This is a genomic window from Nocardioides agri (assembly GCF_013778305.1).
GTDB lineage: Bacteria > Actinomycetota > Actinomycetes > Propionibacteriales > Nocardioidaceae > Nocardioides > Nocardioides agri.
In genome coordinates, this window is sequence record NZ_JACEIC010000002.1 from 3341919 (window position 1) to 3358695 (window position 16777).

A 16777-nucleotide genomic window follows, 5' to 3' on the forward strand; every position below is an offset into this window, starting at 1 on the left:
CCGCGACCCCGGCCCGTGGACCGATGACCAGCTCTCTGGACGCCTATGCGCTGGTCGTGGTCGACGCGCAGGCCGGCTTCGACGATCTCCGGTGGGGCCGACGCAACAACCCGGCCTGCGACACGAACATCGAACGCCTCGTCCTGGAGTGGAGCGCGCGGCGGCGGCCGCTCGTCTACGTCCGTCACGACTCAGACGAACCGGACTCGCCGTTGCGGCCGGACAGTCCCGGGAACCGGCTCAAGCCCTACCTGTCGCCGGAGGCCGACCTCCTGGTGACCAAGCGGGTCAACTCGGCCTTCCACGGCACCCCTGACCTGCACGGCTGGCTGACCGCTGCCGGGGTCGACGGCATCGTGGTCTGCGGCATCACGACCAACCACTGCTGCGAGACCACGGCGCGAGTCGGCGGCAACCTCGGCCACCACGTCCTGTTCGTGCTCGACGCCACCCACACGTTCGACCGACAAGGCCCCGACGGGTCGACCTGGAGCGCCGACCAGCTCGCTCGAGCCACGGCCGTCAACCTGCACGGCGAGTTCGCCGACGTCGTGACCACCGACCAGCTCGTCGCGTCCGAGCCGACCTGAACGCCCTGGAGCAACCCGGCGGTGTTCCACGCAGGCGCACCCGCCACACCCTGGCCCAGCAACCCGACTCACAAGGAGAGACATGTCCCCGGAAACCATCCCCGCGACGGGCGTCCAGATCCGTCGAGCCACCGTCGAGGACGCCGCGACGGTCCTCACCCTGCTCCTCGAACTGGCCGCACACGAGCACACCGCTCACGCGGTGCACGCCACCCTCGACGACTGGCGCTGCATGCTGGCCAACCCTGCGGTGCTGGTGCTGCTCGCGGTCTCCGACGACCAGCCAGTCGGCTACGTCAGCGGCATCCGCCAGCTCAACCTGTGGCTCGGCCGCGACATCTTCGCCATGGACGACCTCTACGTCCGTGCCGAGGCCCGAGACCGCGGCATCGGCGGCCGCCTCATGGCCGCCCTCGCCGACCACCTCACCAGCCAGACCGACGACCGGCCGCTCATCACGTGGGGCGTGCGCGACGACAACGACGCCGGCCACCGCTTCTACGAGCGACTCGGCGCCCGACTGCGCACCAAGGTCGTCGCAGCCTGGACACCGAACGCCTACGGCAGCTACGTCAGCTCCCGGCCACCGCTCGACGCGAAGGCCTGAGCCCACCCCGACCACGAAGGCTCTGCATGTACACCCTCCACCCGAACCACCGGCACGCGAGCAGGCCCCGATGATGCGCGACACCCCACGCACATTCGTGGGCACCGTCGTCTTCCTCCTCGACGGCCCCGTCTGCGCCCACATCACCGACGCCGTGCACAGCGAGGTCGGACAACTCGACGGAGTCACCCGCTGCGACCTCGACGCAGCAGCCGGCACCCTCCTGGTGACCGCGCAGGAACCGATCGACCGGACCGACGTCATCGCCGTCCTCGACATGGTCGGATGCCGTGTCCACACCTGACACCGCCGTACCGGCCACCCTCGGTCACCCCGTCGGGTGAACGAGCCGGTGATCGAAGCGCGCCCGTCGCGAGCCGGGGCTACTGTGTCGAAGGTGTTGCGGGGGAGGGACCTGGAACAGGCGACGTTGCGCGAGGTCGTTGCCCGCGCCCGAGCAGGCCAGGGCTCCGCGCTGCTGCTTCGCGGCCAACCAGGAGTGGGGAAGTCCGCGCTCCTCGAGGACGCGGTCACGGCGGCCGACGACCTGACCGTGCTGCGTACCCGCGGCGTCGAGTCCGAGGCACCGCTCCCGTTCGCCGCCCTCCACCGACTCCTGCGACCAGTCCTGAACCGTCTCGACGGCCTCCCGGCTCCGCAAGCGAGCGCCCTGCGGGCCGCATTCGGCGAGTCCACCGATGACGTCGGCGACCGTCACCTGGTCTTCCTGGCCACGCTCAACCTGCTGTCGGAGGTCGCCGGCGAGCGTCCGGTGGTCGCAGTCGTCGACGACGCCCACTGGCTCGACGACGCTTCCGCCGCGGCGCTGCTGTTCGCCTCGCGCCGGCTCGAGGGCGAGGCCGTCGCACTGCTGTTCGCGATCCGCGACGACGAGACCGGAGCCTTCGACTCCCGAGACATGACCGTGCTGACCGTGTCCGGCGTGGACGCGGGCGCCGCCGAAGCGCTGATCGCCGACCAGCTGGGCGCGACCGTCGCGCCCCACGTGCGCGCCGAGCTGCTGGAAGTCACCGCCGGCAACCCCCTCGGACTGCTGGAGCTGACCCGCGCGCTGAGCGCCGACCAGCTCTCCGGCCACGCCCGGCTACCGGATCGGCTGCCGCTGACCGAAGGTGTCGAGCGCACCTTCCTCGACCGCTACCGCCGCCTCCCCCCGCCGGCGCAGACGCTGCTCCTCGTCGCCGCGGCCGACGACTCCGGCCGAGCGTCGACGGTCAGCCGCGCGGCGCACACGCTCGGCGCGGGCACCGACGCGATGGACGCCGCCGAGGAGTCCGGTCTGCTCGCTGAGGACGACGGCATGCTGACGTTGCGGCACCCGCTGGTGCGGTCCGCGATCTACGGCGCTGCCACCGGCTCGAAACGGCGTCAAGTGCACCGAGCGCTGGCGGACGCGCTGGCCGGCACGCCCCAGGAGGACCGGCGTGCTTGGCACCTGGCCGCGTCCGTCGACGGCCCCGACGACGAGGTCGTGGGCGCCCTGGACGAGGCCGCCGAGCGCGCCCGACGGCGCGGCGGACACGAAGCGGCTGCTGCGGCGTGGACTCGTGCCGCCGAGCTCACGCTCGATCCGGACACACGCGCGCGCCGACTGTTCTGGGCCGCGGGGTCGAGCGTTGCCGCTGGTCATCCGATCGAAGCCGACCGGCTCGCGCGGGCCGCACTCATGGACGCCACCGACCCGTTGCTGCGTGCGGACCTCGTGGCGTTGCAGGCCCAGGTCGAGTGGAACTCCGGATCCCTCGACGACGGCTACCGGCTCGTGTGCCAGGCCGCCACGATCGCGGCGCCCCACGACTCCGCTCGTGCTCGGCTCCTCGCGATGCTCGCGGCCGCGCTCGCCTCGTTCGGCGCCCGGTCGGGCGACGCGCCGGACCCGACCACGATCGCTCCGCCGCCCTCGGCCGATGCACCGCCCGAGGATCGGGTCGCCGGATGGCTGCTCGACGGGTTCTCGGCCGTCCTTCGCGACGACTGGGTCGAGGCTGCCTCTGCGCTCCGCCGCGCGTGGGAGACCCCCATCGCGCCGGATGCGCCACCGATGCTGCACCACAACCTCGCGATCGCGACCATGCACCTCGGGGACGACGCACGCGCCATCAGGTTGCACGACCTCCAGCTCCAGCACGCCCGCGAGGCCAGCGCGGTCAACATGGTCGAGCACGCCCTGACCCGCGGAGTCGTCTACCGGATCGCGACCGGCGCGTGGAGCCAGGCCGCGTCGTACGCCCAGGAGGCGGTCCTGCTGGACCGCAACCTCGGCCTCGAGGAGCTGGTGACCCTCCCACTCGCGGAGCTCGCCGTCATCACCGCGCTGCGCGGGGACCCGCAAGCATCTGCCCACCTCCACGAGCTGGAGCGCGCCCTCGAGCAGCACCCGCCGCGCGGCACGATCACCGGGCTCGTCGGCGGGCTGTCCCGATGGGCCGCGGCCCGGCAGCTCGACATCACGCCTGCGACCGCGTTGCACCACTACGAACAGATCGAGCTGCCCGTCGCACGTGGGCTGACGGCCCTGGACCGGATCGAGACGGCGATCCGGGCAGACCGCCGCGACCTCGCCGAGGAGTGGCTCGGCGAGCTCCTGGCCTTCGCCGAGGGCACTGACATGGCCTGGGCGTGGGCCGCGGTCCACCACGGCCGCGCAGTCCTCGGTGACGGGGAGGTCGAGGAGAACTTCCGCACGGCGCTGGAGTGGCACGCACGATCCTCGCGGCTGCCGGCCCGGGCCCGCACCCAGCTCGCGTTGGGTGAGTTCCTGCGCCGCAACCGCCGCCGTTCCGACGCCCGGGCACCCTTGCGCGATGCCCTCGAGACGTTCGAGAGCCTCGGCGCCAGCTTCTGGGCCGAACGAGCCCGACAGGAGCTACGAGCGTCCGGCGAGACCGCCCGCCGCGGTGCAGACCTGGTCGCGACCGAGCTCACCGCACAGGAGTCCCAGGTCGCCGGGCTCGTTCGACAGGGCCTGTCGAACAAGGACGTCGCCGGCAGGCTGTTCATCAGCCCCAGAACCGTCGACTTCCACTTGCGCAACGTGTACACCAAGCTCGGCATCAGCTCGCGTACCGAGCTCGCCGCCCTCACCCTCGACCCCGACTGATCGGTGGCCCGCCCGGGTCAGGCGTGGCCGCTGGCGACCCGGACTCGCGAGGACCCGGCGAAATCACCGGCGCGACCTCGTCCGCGCCGCCCGGACGATGGCTACTCCTCCGCAACCTGCGAACCCAGGAGAACGCCATGCTCACCTTCCCGATGTACGCCGAGGTCGCCCGGCTCGAAATCGCCCAGCGCCGGCGCGATGCGGACCACGAGCGTCGGCGGCGCCTTGCGCGCCGTGGCTCGTTCGCCCGCGCCCGCCGGCTCGGGCGGCGATGAAGCTGCACCCAGCGCGACGACCGCGTCGACCACCGACGACGCCTACGCTGCTGCCGTGCAGCCCCGGATCCGAGAGAACCAGCGGGAGGGTCAGTGAAGCGCATCGGCTTGCTGGGCGGGATGAGCTGGGAGAGCACGGCTCTGTACTACCGACTGCTCAACGAGGGGGTCGCCGCACGGCTCGGCGACCTGCACTCCGCCGACCTGATCCTGATCTCGGTCGACTTCGGCCCGATCGCGCAGCTCCAGGCTGAGGGACGATGGGACGAGGCCGGCGAGCTTCTGGCCGACCGGGCCCGCGAGCTCCAGTCGGCTGGAGCCGACATGGTGCTGCTGTGCACGAACACGATGCACAAGGTCGCATCGCACATCCAGGACGCCGTCGACATCCCGTTGCTGCACATCGTCGACGTCACCGCCGACGCAGCGCGTCAGGCAGGTGCGACCCGCGTCGGCGTCGTCGCGACCAGGTTCACGATGGAGCAGCCGTTCTACCGCGATCGCATGGCCACGCACGGCATCGAGGTCCTGGTACCTGACGAGCCGGGTCGAGATCTGGTGCATCGAGTCATCTACGACGAGCTGTGCCGCGGCATCGTCACCGACACCTCACGCGGCCAGGTACGCGCGGTCATCGAAGACCTCGTCGCGCGCGGCGCCGAGGGGGTCGTCCTCGGGTGCACCGAGATCGAGCTCCTCATCACCCAGGACGACTGCACCGTCCCGGTCATGCCGACGACCGCGCTGCACGCGGCCGCCGCTGTCGAGGCAGCGCTCCGCTGACCGAGATCCGGGACGACGCGCCCGGCCCGGCAGGTCAACAGCCGCCTCGCCGTTCGACCTGGCAGTCGACCCGGTAATCCTGGCCACCCACCCGGCGATTCTCCCGGTCCGACGGAGAGTCATCCGCGACAGCGTGGAACTCATCACCGGCAGCCACCACAGGCGGTCACCAGGACCAGGAGATGAGCCCCATGTCGTACATCATCGAAGAGGAGACCGGCACCTACACCGGGACCCGGCACCCCCACAACGGCTACTACGCCGGCGACTTCAGCCGCAATCCCGTGGCCACCCCGCAGCAGCTGGCGACGATCGCCAGAATGCGCCCCCCGTCGGCCCTGCCGACGTCGGCCTCCTGAGCAGATGTATGAGCTGTCGACCGCACTCGATGCGCCCGCACGTCTCCCGGGACCCGCGTCCTCCGCGACCCGAACCACCCGTCCCCCCCTCGTGCAGGGCGCCTGGGTGCCAACTTCGACCGTGACCGTTCGGGTCTGAGCTGGGGAGCTCGGCGGGGGTAGCGTGCCTGGCATGACGTGACCGGCAAGGCAGGAGACCACCATGAAGGTGCTCTGGCAGAGTCAGTACGGCGGCCCCGAGACTCTCACCGTCCGCGAGGCGCCCCATCCCGTCCCTGGCAGCGGCGAGGTGCTCGTCCGCGTGCGAGCCGCGAGCATCGACCTCGGCACCCGTCACCTGATGACCGGCCTGCCGCTGGTGATGCGGCCCGTCACCGGCCTGCGTGCCCCCCGTCAGCACGTCCCCGGCCGCGCATTCGCCGGCGTGGTCGAGACCGTCGGCGAGGACGTCGTCGGGTTCGCGACCGGCGACGAGGTCTACGGCACCACCTCGGGTTCCCTGGCCGACCTCGTCGCGGCGCGCGAGGACAAGATCGCGGCCAAGCCTGCGAGCCTCGACTTCGCCAGTGCCGCTGCCATGCCCGTGTCGGCGGTCACCGCGCTTCAGGGACTGCGTGACGTCGGCCGACTCGAGGCCGGCCAATCGGTTCTGGTGATCGGCGCGTCCGGAGGTGTGGGGACCTACGCCGTCCAGTTGGCCCGTGCGCTCGGCGCCGGCCGGGTCGACGCGGTCTGCAGCGGCGCGAAGGCCGACCTGGTCCGCAGGCTCGGCGCCGACGACGTCATCGACTACACCCAGACCGAGCCGGGTGCGGACGGGCGCCGCTGGGACCTGGTGCTCGACATCGCCGGAAATCGCGCGGTCGCCGCCCTGCGGCGCCTGCTGACCGAGCGCGGCACCGTCGTGTTCGTCGGCGGCGAAGGTGGCGGCCGCTGGCTCGGCGGCATGGAGCGTCAACTGGGAGCAGCCGCTCTCTCACCGCTGGTCCGTCACCGGCTCGCGATGTACGTCGCTCGCGAGAACGGCAGCGACCTGGCGACGCTCGGTGAGTTCGCCGATGCCAAGCAGCTCACCTCGGTCGTCGACGGCCCCTATCCGTTCGAGGAAGCCGCCCGCGCCATCGCACGGCTCGACGCCGGCGCGGCGGTGGGCAAGGTGGTGATCACCGTCGACGACGCCTGAACCGGACTGATCCCGGAAAGGAGAACCACTCCGCAGGGCCGGCGGCCGGCGTCATCGTGCTGGATCCGTGTCAACCTGACGGATGCTCGTGCGTCCTGTCCAGTGATGACCGAGCGTAGGGGGTCCGTCATGGTGGATCGGGAGGGTTGGGAGGCATTCGACTCGCCCGCGACACCCCGCGCCGCCGTGAGCGAGCTCTTCCACGTCCACTACAGGCGCCTGGTCGGTCTGGCCGGGCTGATGGTCGACAGTCGCGAGACGGCCGAAGAGGTCGTGCAGGACAGCTTCGAATCGCTCTATCGCAACTGGTCCCGGCTTCGCGATCCGCAGGCTGCGGTGGAGTACCTGAACCGGAGCGTGGTCAACGGATCCCGGTCCCACCTGCGGCACCGGAGGACCGTCCGTGCGGTCGAGCTGCCCGAGGCGGACGTCGTACCCTCCGCCGAGGCGCGGGGAGTGGACCTGAGCCGCCATCGGGACCTGGCCGCGGCGGTCCGCCAGCTGCCTCGCCGACAACGCGAGGTGATGGTCCTGCGCTACTTCCTCGACCTCTCCGAGCTCGAGATCGCGGCCTGGCTCGGCGTCAGCCCGGGCTCGGTGAAGCGCCACGCCTCACGAGCCATCGATTCCCTTCGCAAGCGGATGGAGGCCTGGGCATGACCGAGTTCGAGCTCAGCCTCGCCGAGGCGTTGCGGAACGAAGCAGAGGAGATCGCCATGCGCACCGACCAGCAGTTGGCAACCGAGGAGCTGAACGTCAGGCTCGACCGTGCCGACCGAGCGAACCGCCGGCGACACATGTGGTACGCCGCTGGCGCCGCTGCAGTAGCCGCGCTCGTCGTGGTGGCAGCCGTCGTGTTCTCGCAGGAGGCATCACGGACCGATGGGGTGGGACCGACCACTCCCGACACCCCTGAGTCCGGTGTCCCGTACGCGGCGACGTTCCTGCGGCCACCCGCCGAGCTCGTGCTGCCCTCGTGGACCCAGCACGCGGACGGCGAACCGGTGGGGACCGCAGCCCTCTTCGAGGAGGCGTCGTGTGCGGGTCTCGGCGGTGCGTCGCCCTGTCCGAGCGATGCCGACCTCAAGCTCCGGCTCTTCACGCTGCGCTACTTCTATCCGGGCGGCGGGCGCTCGGTCGTTCAGTACCCGTCATACTCGGAGTACGTGGCAGCCATCGAGTCCCTGGAACCTGCGGGCATCGCCACGATCACGGACCAGTCGACCCTGACCGTGGGTGGCCGTCCCGCCACGGCCATCTCCCTCGAGGTGCTGCGTGATGCACCGGGGGCGGTCTCCTGCCCGTTCCCGGAAACGCCGGCTGAGAGTTGTGCGCCCCTCATCGCGGGTCGCGCCGTCCGGATGGCGGTCGTCAACCAGCGGGCGGAGGGCCTCCCGCCAACCGTGTTCTACCTCTCCCTCAACGGCGATGCACCGGATCGGGCAGACCGGTTCGCCGAGTTCGACACGATGCTGGACACGGTTGCCTGGGACTGATCAGCGGACCCGCACGGCTGCAGATCCTGATGCGTCGCCGGCAACGTCGGGCAGATGCACGGGGTCGACGAGAGGTCATACGGACGGTGGGAGCGGACGCACCGTCCGTATGACGTCCCGCGGCGTGCATCCGCATCTCGGCATGGGCGGACGCCTCCCTCGAAAAGCAGTGGTCCGCACGGGACCCCGTGGCTGTACTGGATGTCCGTCTGTTGTCGACGAGTTGATCGAGGTGGTCTGGTGACGGGCTACGGTGCATTGGCAGAGGTCTACGAGTGGCTCATCTCGGATGCGAGGCTCACACCCGCCGAGTTCGTCGCGACCTTCGATGACGTCATCGAACCACTGCCGACAGCCGCAGCAGTCCTCGATTGCGCGTGCGGTACCGGGCAGCTGGCGGTCGGGCTCGCCGGTCTCGGCATGCAGGTCGTTGCGACCGACGCCAGTGAAGCGATGGTTCGTCGGACTGGAGAGCTTGCACAGGAGTTCGGTGTCTCGCTGCGGACGGTTCGAGCCGCCTGGGATGAGTTGCCCGGCCACTTCGACGACGCCAGCTTCGACATGGTGTTCTGCGTCGGCAACTCCTTGCACCACGCGGAGGGTGCGAGCGGCCGGATGGCTGCGTTGCAGTCGATGTCACGGCTGCTGCGTCGCGGAGGACACGTGGTTCTGACCTCCCGCACCTGGGAGCTCGTGCGCGCCGGCGGCTCCCGGTTGGACATCCGTGACCGAGTGGTTCACCGGAACGGCCGCGATGCCGTCGTGATCTATCGCTGGGAAATAGCGCCGCGGTGGGAGCACGAGCACCACATCGAGATTGCTGTCGCGGAAGTAGGAGAGGACAGGTCGGTCCTGGTCCACTCCGAGCGGCTGTCGTCGTGGCCGTACCGGTACGACGAACTTGTCTCGGAGTTGCACAGCGTCGGACTGGGTGTCGAGCAGAGCACGTTCGACCCAGAGGTCGAGGGGTACCGGGTGGTGGCGACCAAGGAGTAGACCCCGCCACGCCTTCCGACGCCGACGCGAACAGCCCGCTACCAAAGGCTCGGAAGCGGATTGATCGCGTCCGCCCGCCTCCGATGCGTAGGCTGCAAGTCGCGCTTCGTCTCGTGCGGGGCCGCGCGACCTCGCAGGCCGCGGGGGTGCGGACCCGGCCGGCCGCCACCGTCTACCGAGTTGCAGTAGGAGGTTCGCCATCTCCGCACCACCGCAGCAGCTCGGGGCGATCTTCGTCTCGATCGCGGCGTACCGCGAGCCTGAGCTCGTCCCGACCGTCCTCGACTGTCTGGACAAGGCGCAGTACCCGGAGCGACTGCGCTTCGGCATCTGCTGGCAGCACACTCCCGACGAGACACTGCCCGAGTGGATGAGCGGCGAGCAGTTCCGCGTCATCGATGTCGACGCTGGCGCGAGCGAGGGGGCCAATTGGGCCCGGGCGCAGGTGGAGAGCCGCTGGCAGGACGAGGAGTGGTATCTGCAGCTGGATGCACACCACCGGTTCAGCAGGGGGTGGGATGTCCTCCTCGAGACGGACATCGCGCGCACCGGTAGCGACCGGCCCGTACTGACGACGTACGGGCCGCCGTACTCGCCGGGAGTCGAGACGAGCCTCGACGAGCCCATGAGCATGGCGTTCCGGGAGTTCACCCCCGACGGCCTCGCGATGTTCATGCCGTCCCCCGTGCCCGACTGGAGGGATCGCACCTCCCTTCGTCCGGCGCGTTTCGCCTCCGCGCACCTGCTGTTCGCACCCGGCAGCTTCATTGCCGACGTGCCGTCCGACCCAGACCTCTACTTCACCGGCGACGAGGGGATCCTCGCGGTCCGTGCGTACACCCACGGCTACGACCTCTTCGAACCGTCGCGGGTCGTCGTGTGGCACCAGTACGTGCGCACCGGCCAACCCAAGCACTGGGACGACCACCTCGGCGAAGCCGCGCGCCCCGCCTGGTACGAGCTCGACGAGACGAGCCGCGCGAAGATGCGACGCATCGTCACTGAAGGCCACGGACTGGGGCTGGGTACGGCGCGCACGCTGGCCGACTACGAGGTGTACGCCGGCATCAGCTTCCGGCATCGCGTGGTGCAGGAGTACACGCGCCGCAACCTCGACGCGCCCAACCCTCCGGCTGATCCCGACTGGCCGTGCGACGTGATCCGTCCGGAGCGCGTTCCAGGGATCACGTGGGAGAGTTCGGGCGATCGTCACGTTGCCAGCGTTCCTGGGCCGCCCTCAGGCAGGCGGGAGCTCAACAGCTCGGGCGCCCTGCTCGTCGAGCTTGCCGACGGACGGCACACGGTGCGGGAGATTGCCGGCTACCTCCGGGCGACCCATCGGCTCGATGACGACCCGACACCCGCCACGCTCGACTTCTACACTGAGGCTTGCAGCGCCGGCCTCGTCATGTGGGAGGACCACCATGGCTGACAGCAAGGACCACCCCGACCTGGGTGACTTCGCCGCACTGGAGCCATCGCGTCGCAGGTTCCTCAAGCTGCTCAGCGCCGCGGGCTTCAGCGCGCCCGCGCTGGTGATCCTCGCCCCCTCGGATGCGCGGTCGCACGTTCCTGCGGCCGCGCCCGACCCGACGCCGACTCCGACGCCGACGCCGACCCCGACACCTACACCGACGCCGACGCCGACGCCGACCCCGACTCCGACGCCTACACCGACGCCGACGCCGACGCCGACCCCGACGCCGACGCCGACGCCGACGCCGACGCCTACACCGACACCGACTCCGGCGGTCCCGAAGACCAGCCGGATCAGGGGGAAGAAGCGCCTCACCAAGCGGCGGGGCCGCTATACCTTCAGCTCGCCCACTCCTGGCGCAACGTTCGAATGCCGCGTCGACCGCGGACCCTGGAAGGCGTGCACGTCGCCGTACGTCGTGAAGACCAAGAAGCTCGCCGCCGGCAAGCACACGCTCCGCGTCCGCGCAGTGCTGCACGGCGTCCCCGATCCGACACCCTCCGTCAAGCGATTCACGGTGATCCGTTGACCGACCTGCAAGACGCGCGTCTGCACGCGCAACAGCGGACGGTGCCGGGGCGCGTTCGATCGGGGCCAGGCGGAGCGGGTGCGGGGTCTAGCCTCCGAGGACGTTGCCTTCAGGTGCCGGCTCCCACGTAGCAGCGGGTGGCGCCGGCGTCGTGGTCGGCCGGCGGGACGTTGAGGACGAAGGTGTAGTCGTCCTCGAGGTGCCCCTGCACGTCAATGGTCTTCGTGGTCTTCGCCACCACGCGCTCGGTTTCTGCGTTGCGCACACCTGCGAGGAGTGTCACCTCGGTCTTGTTGACGGTGGTGGCGTCGAGGTGAGCTCGAATGGTCATCGTCCCGGCTGCGGCGTCGTAGTCGCACGGCTCGTCGGCTGGGGAGGCCAGGTCGAAGATGATCGCGTCGGTCCGGGCATCGCGGAAAGTCATCTGGGACACGACCAGCATCGCGGCAGCGAACAGAACGACCGCGATGACGACGAAGACGGCGTACGTTCGCGCTGTGATCCCGGGCCTTTTCGCGTCTCTGACTCCGGGAATCTTCTGACCTGTCACCGTGCACCCCTGTCCTCACCACCGAGCGGTGGCACTCAGTATCGACACGAACCCGGTCGCGTGCAGGGCGATCCGGCAGAGATCTTCCCGGCATGGCGCGGCGTTTGTTCGCAGACCTCGCAGAGCTCTCGGGAAGCCACGATCGCGCCGTCGGCCAGTGGGTTCGGGTGGTAGGTGAAGTGGGGAAGTGCCGCCTCATGGGTCCTCGACGTGTCGCTCGCCTGCACCACGATCCCAGCCGGAGGTCCGCGAGGTGGGATCACTTGGTCGAGAGCGTGGTCCCTGCGAGGCCAGCGGCCCACTCGATGGACATGCACCGGCAACGAGACAGTCGGCGGCACACGTCCTGGCGGACGACGGGACGTCATCGAGGGCTGCGTCGGCTCACGCTGGGTACGGCGTGCGCCGTTCTGGTGTCGCTCCTCGGCCTGAAGGCGGTGGGACCTCGGGGTCATCCGCACAGGCCACCCAGGGAATTTGTGCTCCGTCGACAGACGGTTAGCCTCATACCACAGAGCGTGCAAGGTGCACGGGCCCACCCCAGCCACTGCAGACGTTGACCACTTCAGGCGAAGTCACCCGGTCATCGCGAAGGGACAGACTGTGAGGCCCACGTCGTGAACCGGCTGCAGCCAGGACTCGTTCTCGGCCGTCGTTACCGGCTCGACGGACGCATCGCTTCAGGTGGCATGGGCGACGTCTGGGCGGCGAAGGACGACGTCCTGCAGCGGATGGTCGCGGTCAAGGTGATGCGCCCCAACCCTGACCACGAGGAGTTGTTCGCCCTTCGCTTCCGTGACGAGGCGCTTCACTCCGCCAGGCTGATCCACACCAATATCGCCACTGTCTTCGACTACGGCGAGGACGATGGTCTGGCGTTCCTGGTCATGGAGCTCGTGGACGGCAAGCCACTGTCGCAGCTGATCCGCGAACGCGGTTCACTCCCCGCCGACCAGGTGCGCTCCGTGATGGGCCAGTGCGCGTTGGCGCTCGGCGTCGCGCATGCCGCCAAGCTGGTGCATCGCGACGTCAAACCGGCCAACATCCTGGTCCGCGAGGACGGCCTCGTGAAGCTCACCGATTTCGGCATCGCCAGGGCCGTGGATGCCTCGGGGCACACCCGCGCCGGGGACCTGGTCGGAACGCCGTCGTACCTCAGCCCGGAGCAGGCGTTGGGCCGGCCAGCGACCGGTGCCTCCGACCTGTACGCCCTGGGAGTCGTGGGCCACGAGATGCTCTGCGGGTCCAAGCCGTTCGACAAGCCGACGCCAGTCGCGACCGCGATGAGCCACCTCCACGAGGCGCCGCCGCCGCTGCCCGACGACGCGCCGGAGGCTCTGACCGGCGTGATCGAGGATCTGCTCGCCAAGGACCCAGCGGACCGGCCGGCGAACGCTCGGGCCGTTGCGGTCCGTCTCGGACTCGCCGATCACGAGATCATGGGGCTGGCCCTCGGCCTGGCGCAAGCGGTCTACGGGGAGTCGGCGCTGGAGGAGGACTCGGCACCTGCGGAGAGGCCGATGCCCGAGCCGACGGCAACCATCGCCGTCGACCAAGCTGCGCTCCTCGAGGACTAGTTCGCCACCTTCGGGCCAGGCTCGCCAGATCCCGTCAACACCAGCACGCCTCGGCAGACAGGCCCGGGCCGGCCCACCCCTGCACACGATGCTCACGGCCTGCAGAACGTCCGCGTGGCAGACGCGCGCAACGAGCGCCGGGCCGGCGTGACCCTGAACCTGCGGCGATCGATCTGGCCGCTCCAACCCGTCAGGTCTCGAAGTCCACGACGTCGTGCTCCAGCCAGGTGTCGACCTTCGCGGACTGCAGCGTCAGCTCGTAGACGAGCTCACGCTCTTGCTCGGCCTCGCTCATGCCGTCGACGTAGCCCGGCACTTGAGCTCGGTAGAGCTCGACCACGTCGGTGAATGAGAGCGTCGAGCGCCGGATCCTCAGTCGGTTGGTACTGATGGCTGCGCCGGACTCCGTGGGCAGGGTGACCAGCGCGACCTTGCCTCCGTCGAGCTCGTGGACCTTCGGGCCTTCGGGCGCCGTTGTCACGAGCCACACCCCTGGTCGGTCGGTCCTGACGAAGCGCATCGTGCGGCTCGAGGGGTGTCCCATCTCGTCCGTGCTCGAGAGGATGACCGTGTTCGTCTGGGCGGCGACGTCGTTGAACCGCTCGCGCGCTCGCGCGGCGAACACTGCGCTCTCGTGCCTTCTCTCCTGTGCGAAGGCGAGGGCCGCCGCCACCGAGTCGAAGCGGCCCTCCGACTCGATGAAGTACAGGATCTGCGGGACATAGGCGGAGATGTCCTCTCCGCGGTAGTAGAACTGCAGCCACCTGCGGCCGGCGTGCAGGTCGCCGCTGTACTTCTCGCGGAGGCGGCTCTCCTCGCGTGCGAGGAGCCACCGGCCTCGGGACGTTTCCCACACGTGCTCTCCCAGCAGCGCCCCGCCGAACGCCCCTGCCGCGATGACCGGGAGTGCCCGTCCCCACCGGGTCGGGGCGGGGTCGATCCAGGCGACGAGGACGACCAGTCCTGTGACGGCTGCCGAGAACGCCAGGGCCGCCAGGATCGACATGATCGTCCGGTACCGCCGGACTCGGTAGTGGATGGCGTCGGCGGCTCGTTCCCGGCGCTTGAGGTGGAGCTCGCGCTGCTTCATGTTGGCGAGGAGCTTCTCGTCTTCGGGCGACAACGACATCAGCCGGCTCCCCCCACGCGACCTTCGCTGCTCGCACCCGTTCGGGCCGACGTCCGAAGCGCCTCCCGGGCGCCGGCAGGTGGTGACATCACTCCGCCCCGAAGCTGCGATAGCGGCCGCGCAGCTCGTAGGTCTCGATGTCGCCGTAGGGTTCGATGTGGACCCGGGTCTGTTGCTTGCGGAGGTCCGCGGGTCCGAACTTGTCGGCATACCAGCTGCCGGCGACCTCCAGCCGCAGCGCAAGCCGCTCCTCGTCATAGGTCGTCGTCTGCTCTCGGGTTCGGCGACCGCTGGCGTCGAGGAGGTGCAGCGCCAGGAATCCGACGACGAACAGGACGAGCAGGATCCCCAGGAACAGCATCGTCACCTCCCACATGACGAAACCCTCGTGGTAACCCCACCATCCGCCGTCGTCGTCGTTGCGGTGCACGAGCGCCGACGTGGTGATGACCACCGGAAGGATGACGAAGAACCAACCGATCAGGACCAGGGCCAACTGCGTGAGCTTCGTCCCGACCCGACGATCACCGAAGAACCAGTCGACAGTGACGGCCTTCTCATCGACGTGATGCACCACGTAGTCGGGCGCTGTCGGCACTCGTGCGGCTTCGTGGTGCTGCGGCTGCTCGTCGGAGCCGCCGCTGACGGGCGTGTCGCTCATGCCGCCCCTCCATGTCGTTGACGGGCTTCCCGCAGGCTGTCGGAGCGCTCCGGGGACACCCACGCGCCGCCGTCACGACGCGACCAGACCTTGCGCAGCGTGGGGATGAGCTCGGCGACGACCGTGAAGGTGTTCACCATCCAGTAGACGAGCATGTACCAGGGCGCGAACACGATGTACTTCAGCGTCTTCCCGCCGTCGTTGTAGTACGACGCCGCGGTGAGCTGGACCAGACCGACGCCCATCTGGATGGCGACGAAGATGCCGACCATGTACCAGTTGTGGAAGAAGCGCTCCCAGTTCTGCGTCCCGGCGAAGTAGAGCTGCGACAGGACGAACAGCGCCATGCTGATCCAGTAGAGGAAGCTCCACACGATCGAGACGGAGTAGTCGGCGATGACCGGCATCATCCGGAAGTTCCGGATCGGGTGCCGTACCAGCTTCGGCCCTTTGGTCGCCAACACGTAGATGCCGCCCGACGACCATCGTCTCCGTTGCCGAACCAGCGCCCGGAGCTGCTCGGGGACGTCGAGGAAGAACCGGATGTGCGGTGCGAACAGCGCCCGCCACCCGGCCGTCTGCATGTCCCACGCGATCGCGATGTCCTCGGTCGGCTGCTCGGCGTGCCAGCCGCCGACATCGAGGACGGCCTGCCTCCGGTACATGGTGTTCGCGCCGGAGAACGCGAACAGGGCGCCGTAGGACATCTGGGAGCGCTTGATCAGCCCGATGATCGAGTTCAGCTCGTTCTGCTGGGCCTGGGCGGTCAGCGTCGTGCGGTTCGCTGCGAGCATGTTGCCGGTCACCGCTCCGACGTTCTGGCCGCCCTCCCGCTCGAAGTAGCTCATGTACTGCCACAGCGCGTCCGGATTCGGCTTGGTGTCCGCGTCGTTGGACAGGATGAAGTCACCCCGGGCATACGCGAGCGCGACGTTGAAACCGTGCGCCTTGCCGCGGTTCTTCACGATCGTGATGACTCGCAGGCTCGGATACTCCTGCTGCAGGCCGTCGAGGATCGCCCCCGTGCGGTCGGTGGAGGCGTCGTCGATGACGATGATCTCGTATCGGTCGGAGGGGTAGTTCAGCATCGTCTCGAGGTACCGGATCGTGCTCTCGATAGAGGCCTCTTCGTTGTGGGCGGGCACGAAGATCGTCACGAACGGCTCGCCGTGCTCCAGGTAGCGCGGAAGGTCTCGCGCCTCCGAGAACACGTGGTAGTAGAAGCTCGACACGATGAACGCCAGCCCGCCGACGATCGGGTAGGCGACAATGGTGAAGACAAGCAGCTGGACGAACCACTCGCTCCACGTCGTCGGCACGCCAACCTCCTCGGAACTCACATCCAGGCTCTCGCCGGAGGCTAGTTCGTCCTACCTCGCAGCGACCCGTCGCGATCGTTGCATCGAGCGTCGACGTGAGACCGAGCCGGCACCGGAGGCCCGGA

At 69.4% G+C, this 16777-nt stretch carries 19 protein-coding genes; 13 read left to right on the forward strand and 6 right to left on the reverse strand.

What is annotated here, in order from left to right; all coding sequences use genetic code 11:
- The first annotated feature begins 23 nt into the window (after positions 1–23).
- From HZF07_RS20770 to HZF07_RS20785, 4 genes are all read left to right on the forward strand, one after another.
- The gene (locus HZF07_RS20770; protein ID WP_157344244.1) at positions 24–590 is read left to right on the forward strand and encodes a cysteine hydrolase family protein; all 567 of its coding nucleotides are present in this window, start codon (positions 24–26) and stop codon (positions 588–590) included.
- An 82-nt stretch (positions 591–672) separates the two neighbouring features.
- Positions 673–1197, forward strand: coding sequence for a GNAT family N-acetyltransferase (locus tag HZF07_RS20775; RefSeq protein WP_157344245.1), 525 nt, complete (start codon positions 673–675; stop codon positions 1195–1197).
- A 70-nt stretch (positions 1198–1267) separates the two neighbouring features.
- On the forward strand, positions 1268–1501 hold the full coding sequence (locus HZF07_RS20780) for a heavy metal transporter (RefSeq protein WP_157344247.1): 234 nt from the start codon (positions 1268–1270) through the stop codon (positions 1499–1501).
- 93 nt (positions 1502–1594) lie between these two features.
- The gene (locus tag HZF07_RS20785; protein WP_157344248.1) at positions 1595–4318 is read left to right on the forward strand and encodes a helix-turn-helix transcriptional regulator; all 2724 of its coding nucleotides are present in this window, start codon (positions 1595–1597) and stop codon (positions 4316–4318) included.
- Between the two features lie 101 nt (positions 4319–4419).
- Here the strand turns inward: HZF07_RS20785 and HZF07_RS20790 are convergent, their stop codons facing one another.
- Positions 4420–4626 carry a hypothetical protein gene (locus HZF07_RS20790; RefSeq protein ID WP_157344249.1) on the reverse strand — a complete coding sequence of 69 codons (207 nt, stop codon included), beginning with the start codon at positions 4624–4626 and terminating at the stop codon, positions 4420–4422.
- Positions 4627–4686: 60 nt separating this feature from the next.
- Between HZF07_RS20790 and HZF07_RS20795 the strand changes: the two genes are divergently transcribed.
- From HZF07_RS20795 to HZF07_RS20835, 8 genes are all read left to right on the forward strand, one after another.
- Entirely contained in the window at positions 4687–5376 is a 690-nt protein-coding gene (locus HZF07_RS20795) for an aspartate/glutamate racemase family protein (protein WP_181645449.1), read from the forward strand.
- Positions 5377–5558: 182 nt separating this feature from the next.
- Entirely contained in the window at positions 5559–5735 is a 177-nt protein-coding gene (locus HZF07_RS20800) for a hypothetical protein (RefSeq protein WP_157344250.1), read from the forward strand.
- A 202-nt stretch (positions 5736–5937) separates the two neighbouring features.
- A complete protein-coding gene (locus HZF07_RS20805) occupies positions 5938–6918 on the forward strand; it encodes an NAD(P)-dependent alcohol dehydrogenase (protein ID WP_157344251.1) in 981 nt (326 codons plus the stop codon).
- A gap of 186 nt (positions 6919–7104) precedes the next feature.
- The gene (locus HZF07_RS20810) at positions 7105–7578 is read left to right on the forward strand and encodes a sigma-70 family RNA polymerase sigma factor (protein ID WP_309504874.1); all 474 of its coding nucleotides are present in this window, start codon (positions 7105–7107) and stop codon (positions 7576–7578) included.
- Complete coding sequence (locus tag HZF07_RS20815; RefSeq protein ID WP_157344253.1) at positions 7575–8414, forward strand: hypothetical protein; 840 nt, start codon at positions 7575–7577, stop codon at positions 8412–8414. Before HZF07_RS20810 ends, HZF07_RS20815 begins: the two co-directional genes overlap by 4 nt.
- A gap of 240 nt (positions 8415–8654) precedes the next feature.
- The gene (locus HZF07_RS20820; RefSeq protein ID WP_181645450.1) at positions 8655–9410 is read left to right on the forward strand and encodes a class I SAM-dependent methyltransferase; all 756 of its coding nucleotides are present in this window, start codon (positions 8655–8657) and stop codon (positions 9408–9410) included.
- 241 nt (positions 9411–9651) lie between these two features.
- A complete protein-coding gene (locus HZF07_RS20830; protein WP_309504914.1) occupies positions 9652–10842 on the forward strand; it encodes a GlcNAc-transferase family protein in 1191 nt (396 codons plus the stop codon).
- Positions 10835–11416 carry a twin-arginine translocation signal domain-containing protein gene (locus HZF07_RS20835; RefSeq protein WP_181645451.1) on the forward strand — a complete coding sequence of 194 codons (582 nt, stop codon included), beginning with the start codon at positions 10835–10837 and terminating at the stop codon, positions 11414–11416. Before HZF07_RS20830 ends, HZF07_RS20835 begins: the two co-directional genes overlap by 8 nt.
- A 109-nt stretch (positions 11417–11525) precedes the next feature.
- Here HZF07_RS20835 and HZF07_RS20840 read toward each other — a convergent pair whose 3' ends face one another.
- Positions 11526–11966 carry a hypothetical protein gene (locus tag HZF07_RS20840; protein ID WP_157344257.1) on the reverse strand — a complete coding sequence of 147 codons (441 nt, stop codon included), beginning with the start codon at positions 11964–11966 and terminating at the stop codon, positions 11526–11528.
- 35 nt (positions 11967–12001) lie between these two features.
- The gene (locus HZF07_RS24720) at positions 12002–12421 is read right to left on the reverse strand and encodes a CbrC family protein (RefSeq protein ID WP_350339694.1); all 420 of its coding nucleotides are present in this window, start codon (positions 12419–12421) and stop codon (positions 12002–12004) included.
- A gap of 162 nt (positions 12422–12583) precedes the next feature.
- On the opposite strand from HZF07_RS24720, the gene HZF07_RS20850 reads away from it, so the two are divergent.
- The gene (locus tag HZF07_RS20850; protein ID WP_198346446.1) at positions 12584–13543 is read left to right on the forward strand and encodes a serine/threonine-protein kinase; all 960 of its coding nucleotides are present in this window, start codon (positions 12584–12586) and stop codon (positions 13541–13543) included.
- Between the two features lie 190 nt (positions 13544–13733).
- Here HZF07_RS20850 and HZF07_RS20855 read toward each other — a convergent pair whose 3' ends face one another.
- From HZF07_RS20855 to HZF07_RS20865, 3 genes are all read right to left on the reverse strand, one after another.
- Positions 13734–14672 carry a hypothetical protein gene (locus HZF07_RS20855; RefSeq protein ID WP_157344259.1) on the reverse strand — a complete coding sequence of 313 codons (939 nt, stop codon included), beginning with the start codon at positions 14670–14672 and terminating at the stop codon, positions 13734–13736.
- An 88-nt stretch (positions 14673–14760) separates the two neighbouring features.
- Positions 14761–15333: a hypothetical protein gene (locus HZF07_RS20860; RefSeq protein ID WP_157344260.1), complete on the reverse strand. Its 573-nt coding sequence runs from the start codon at positions 15331–15333 to the stop codon at positions 14761–14763.
- Complete coding sequence (locus tag HZF07_RS20865; RefSeq protein WP_181645452.1) at positions 15330–16652, reverse strand: glycosyltransferase family 2 protein; 1323 nt, start codon at positions 16650–16652, stop codon at positions 15330–15332. The genes HZF07_RS20860 and HZF07_RS20865 overlap by 4 nt, the downstream gene beginning before the upstream one ends.
- Between the last annotated feature and the right edge of the window lie 125 nt (positions 16653–16777).

Excerpts from the sequence above, each read along its gene's own strand:
- HZF07_RS20770 (WP_157344244.1), top strand. The coding sequence starts at position 24 with ATGACCAGCTCTCTGGACGCCTATGCGCTGGTCGTGGTCGACGCGCAG.
- HZF07_RS20775 (WP_157344245.1), top strand. The coding sequence starts at position 673 with ATGTCCCCGGAAACCATCCCCGCGACGGGCGTCCAGATCCGTCGAGCC.
- HZF07_RS20780 (WP_157344247.1), top strand. The coding sequence starts at position 1,268 with ATGATGCGCGACACCCCACGCACATTCGTGGGCACCGTCGTCTTCCTC.
- HZF07_RS20800 (WP_157344250.1), top strand. The coding sequence starts at position 5,559 with ATGAGCCCCATGTCGTACATCATCGAAGAGGAGACCGGCACCTACACC.
- HZF07_RS20805 (WP_157344251.1), top strand. The coding sequence starts at position 5,938 with ATGAAGGTGCTCTGGCAGAGTCAGTACGGCGGCCCCGAGACTCTCACC.
- HZF07_RS20815 (WP_157344253.1), top strand. The coding sequence starts at position 7,575 with ATGACCGAGTTCGAGCTCAGCCTCGCCGAGGCGTTGCGGAACGAAGCA.
- HZF07_RS20835 (WP_181645451.1), top strand. The coding sequence starts at position 10,835 with ATGGCTGACAGCAAGGACCACCCCGACCTGGGTGACTTCGCCGCACTG.
- HZF07_RS24720 (WP_350339694.1), bottom strand. The coding sequence starts at position 12,421 with ATGACCCCGAGGTCCCACCGCCTTCAGGCCGAGGAGCGACACCAGAAC.
- HZF07_RS20855 (WP_157344259.1), bottom strand. The coding sequence starts at position 14,672 with ATGTCGTTGTCGCCCGAAGACGAGAAGCTCCTCGCCAACATGAAGCAG.
- HZF07_RS20860 (WP_157344260.1), bottom strand. The coding sequence starts at position 15,333 with ATGAGCGACACGCCCGTCAGCGGCGGCTCCGACGAGCAGCCGCAGCAC.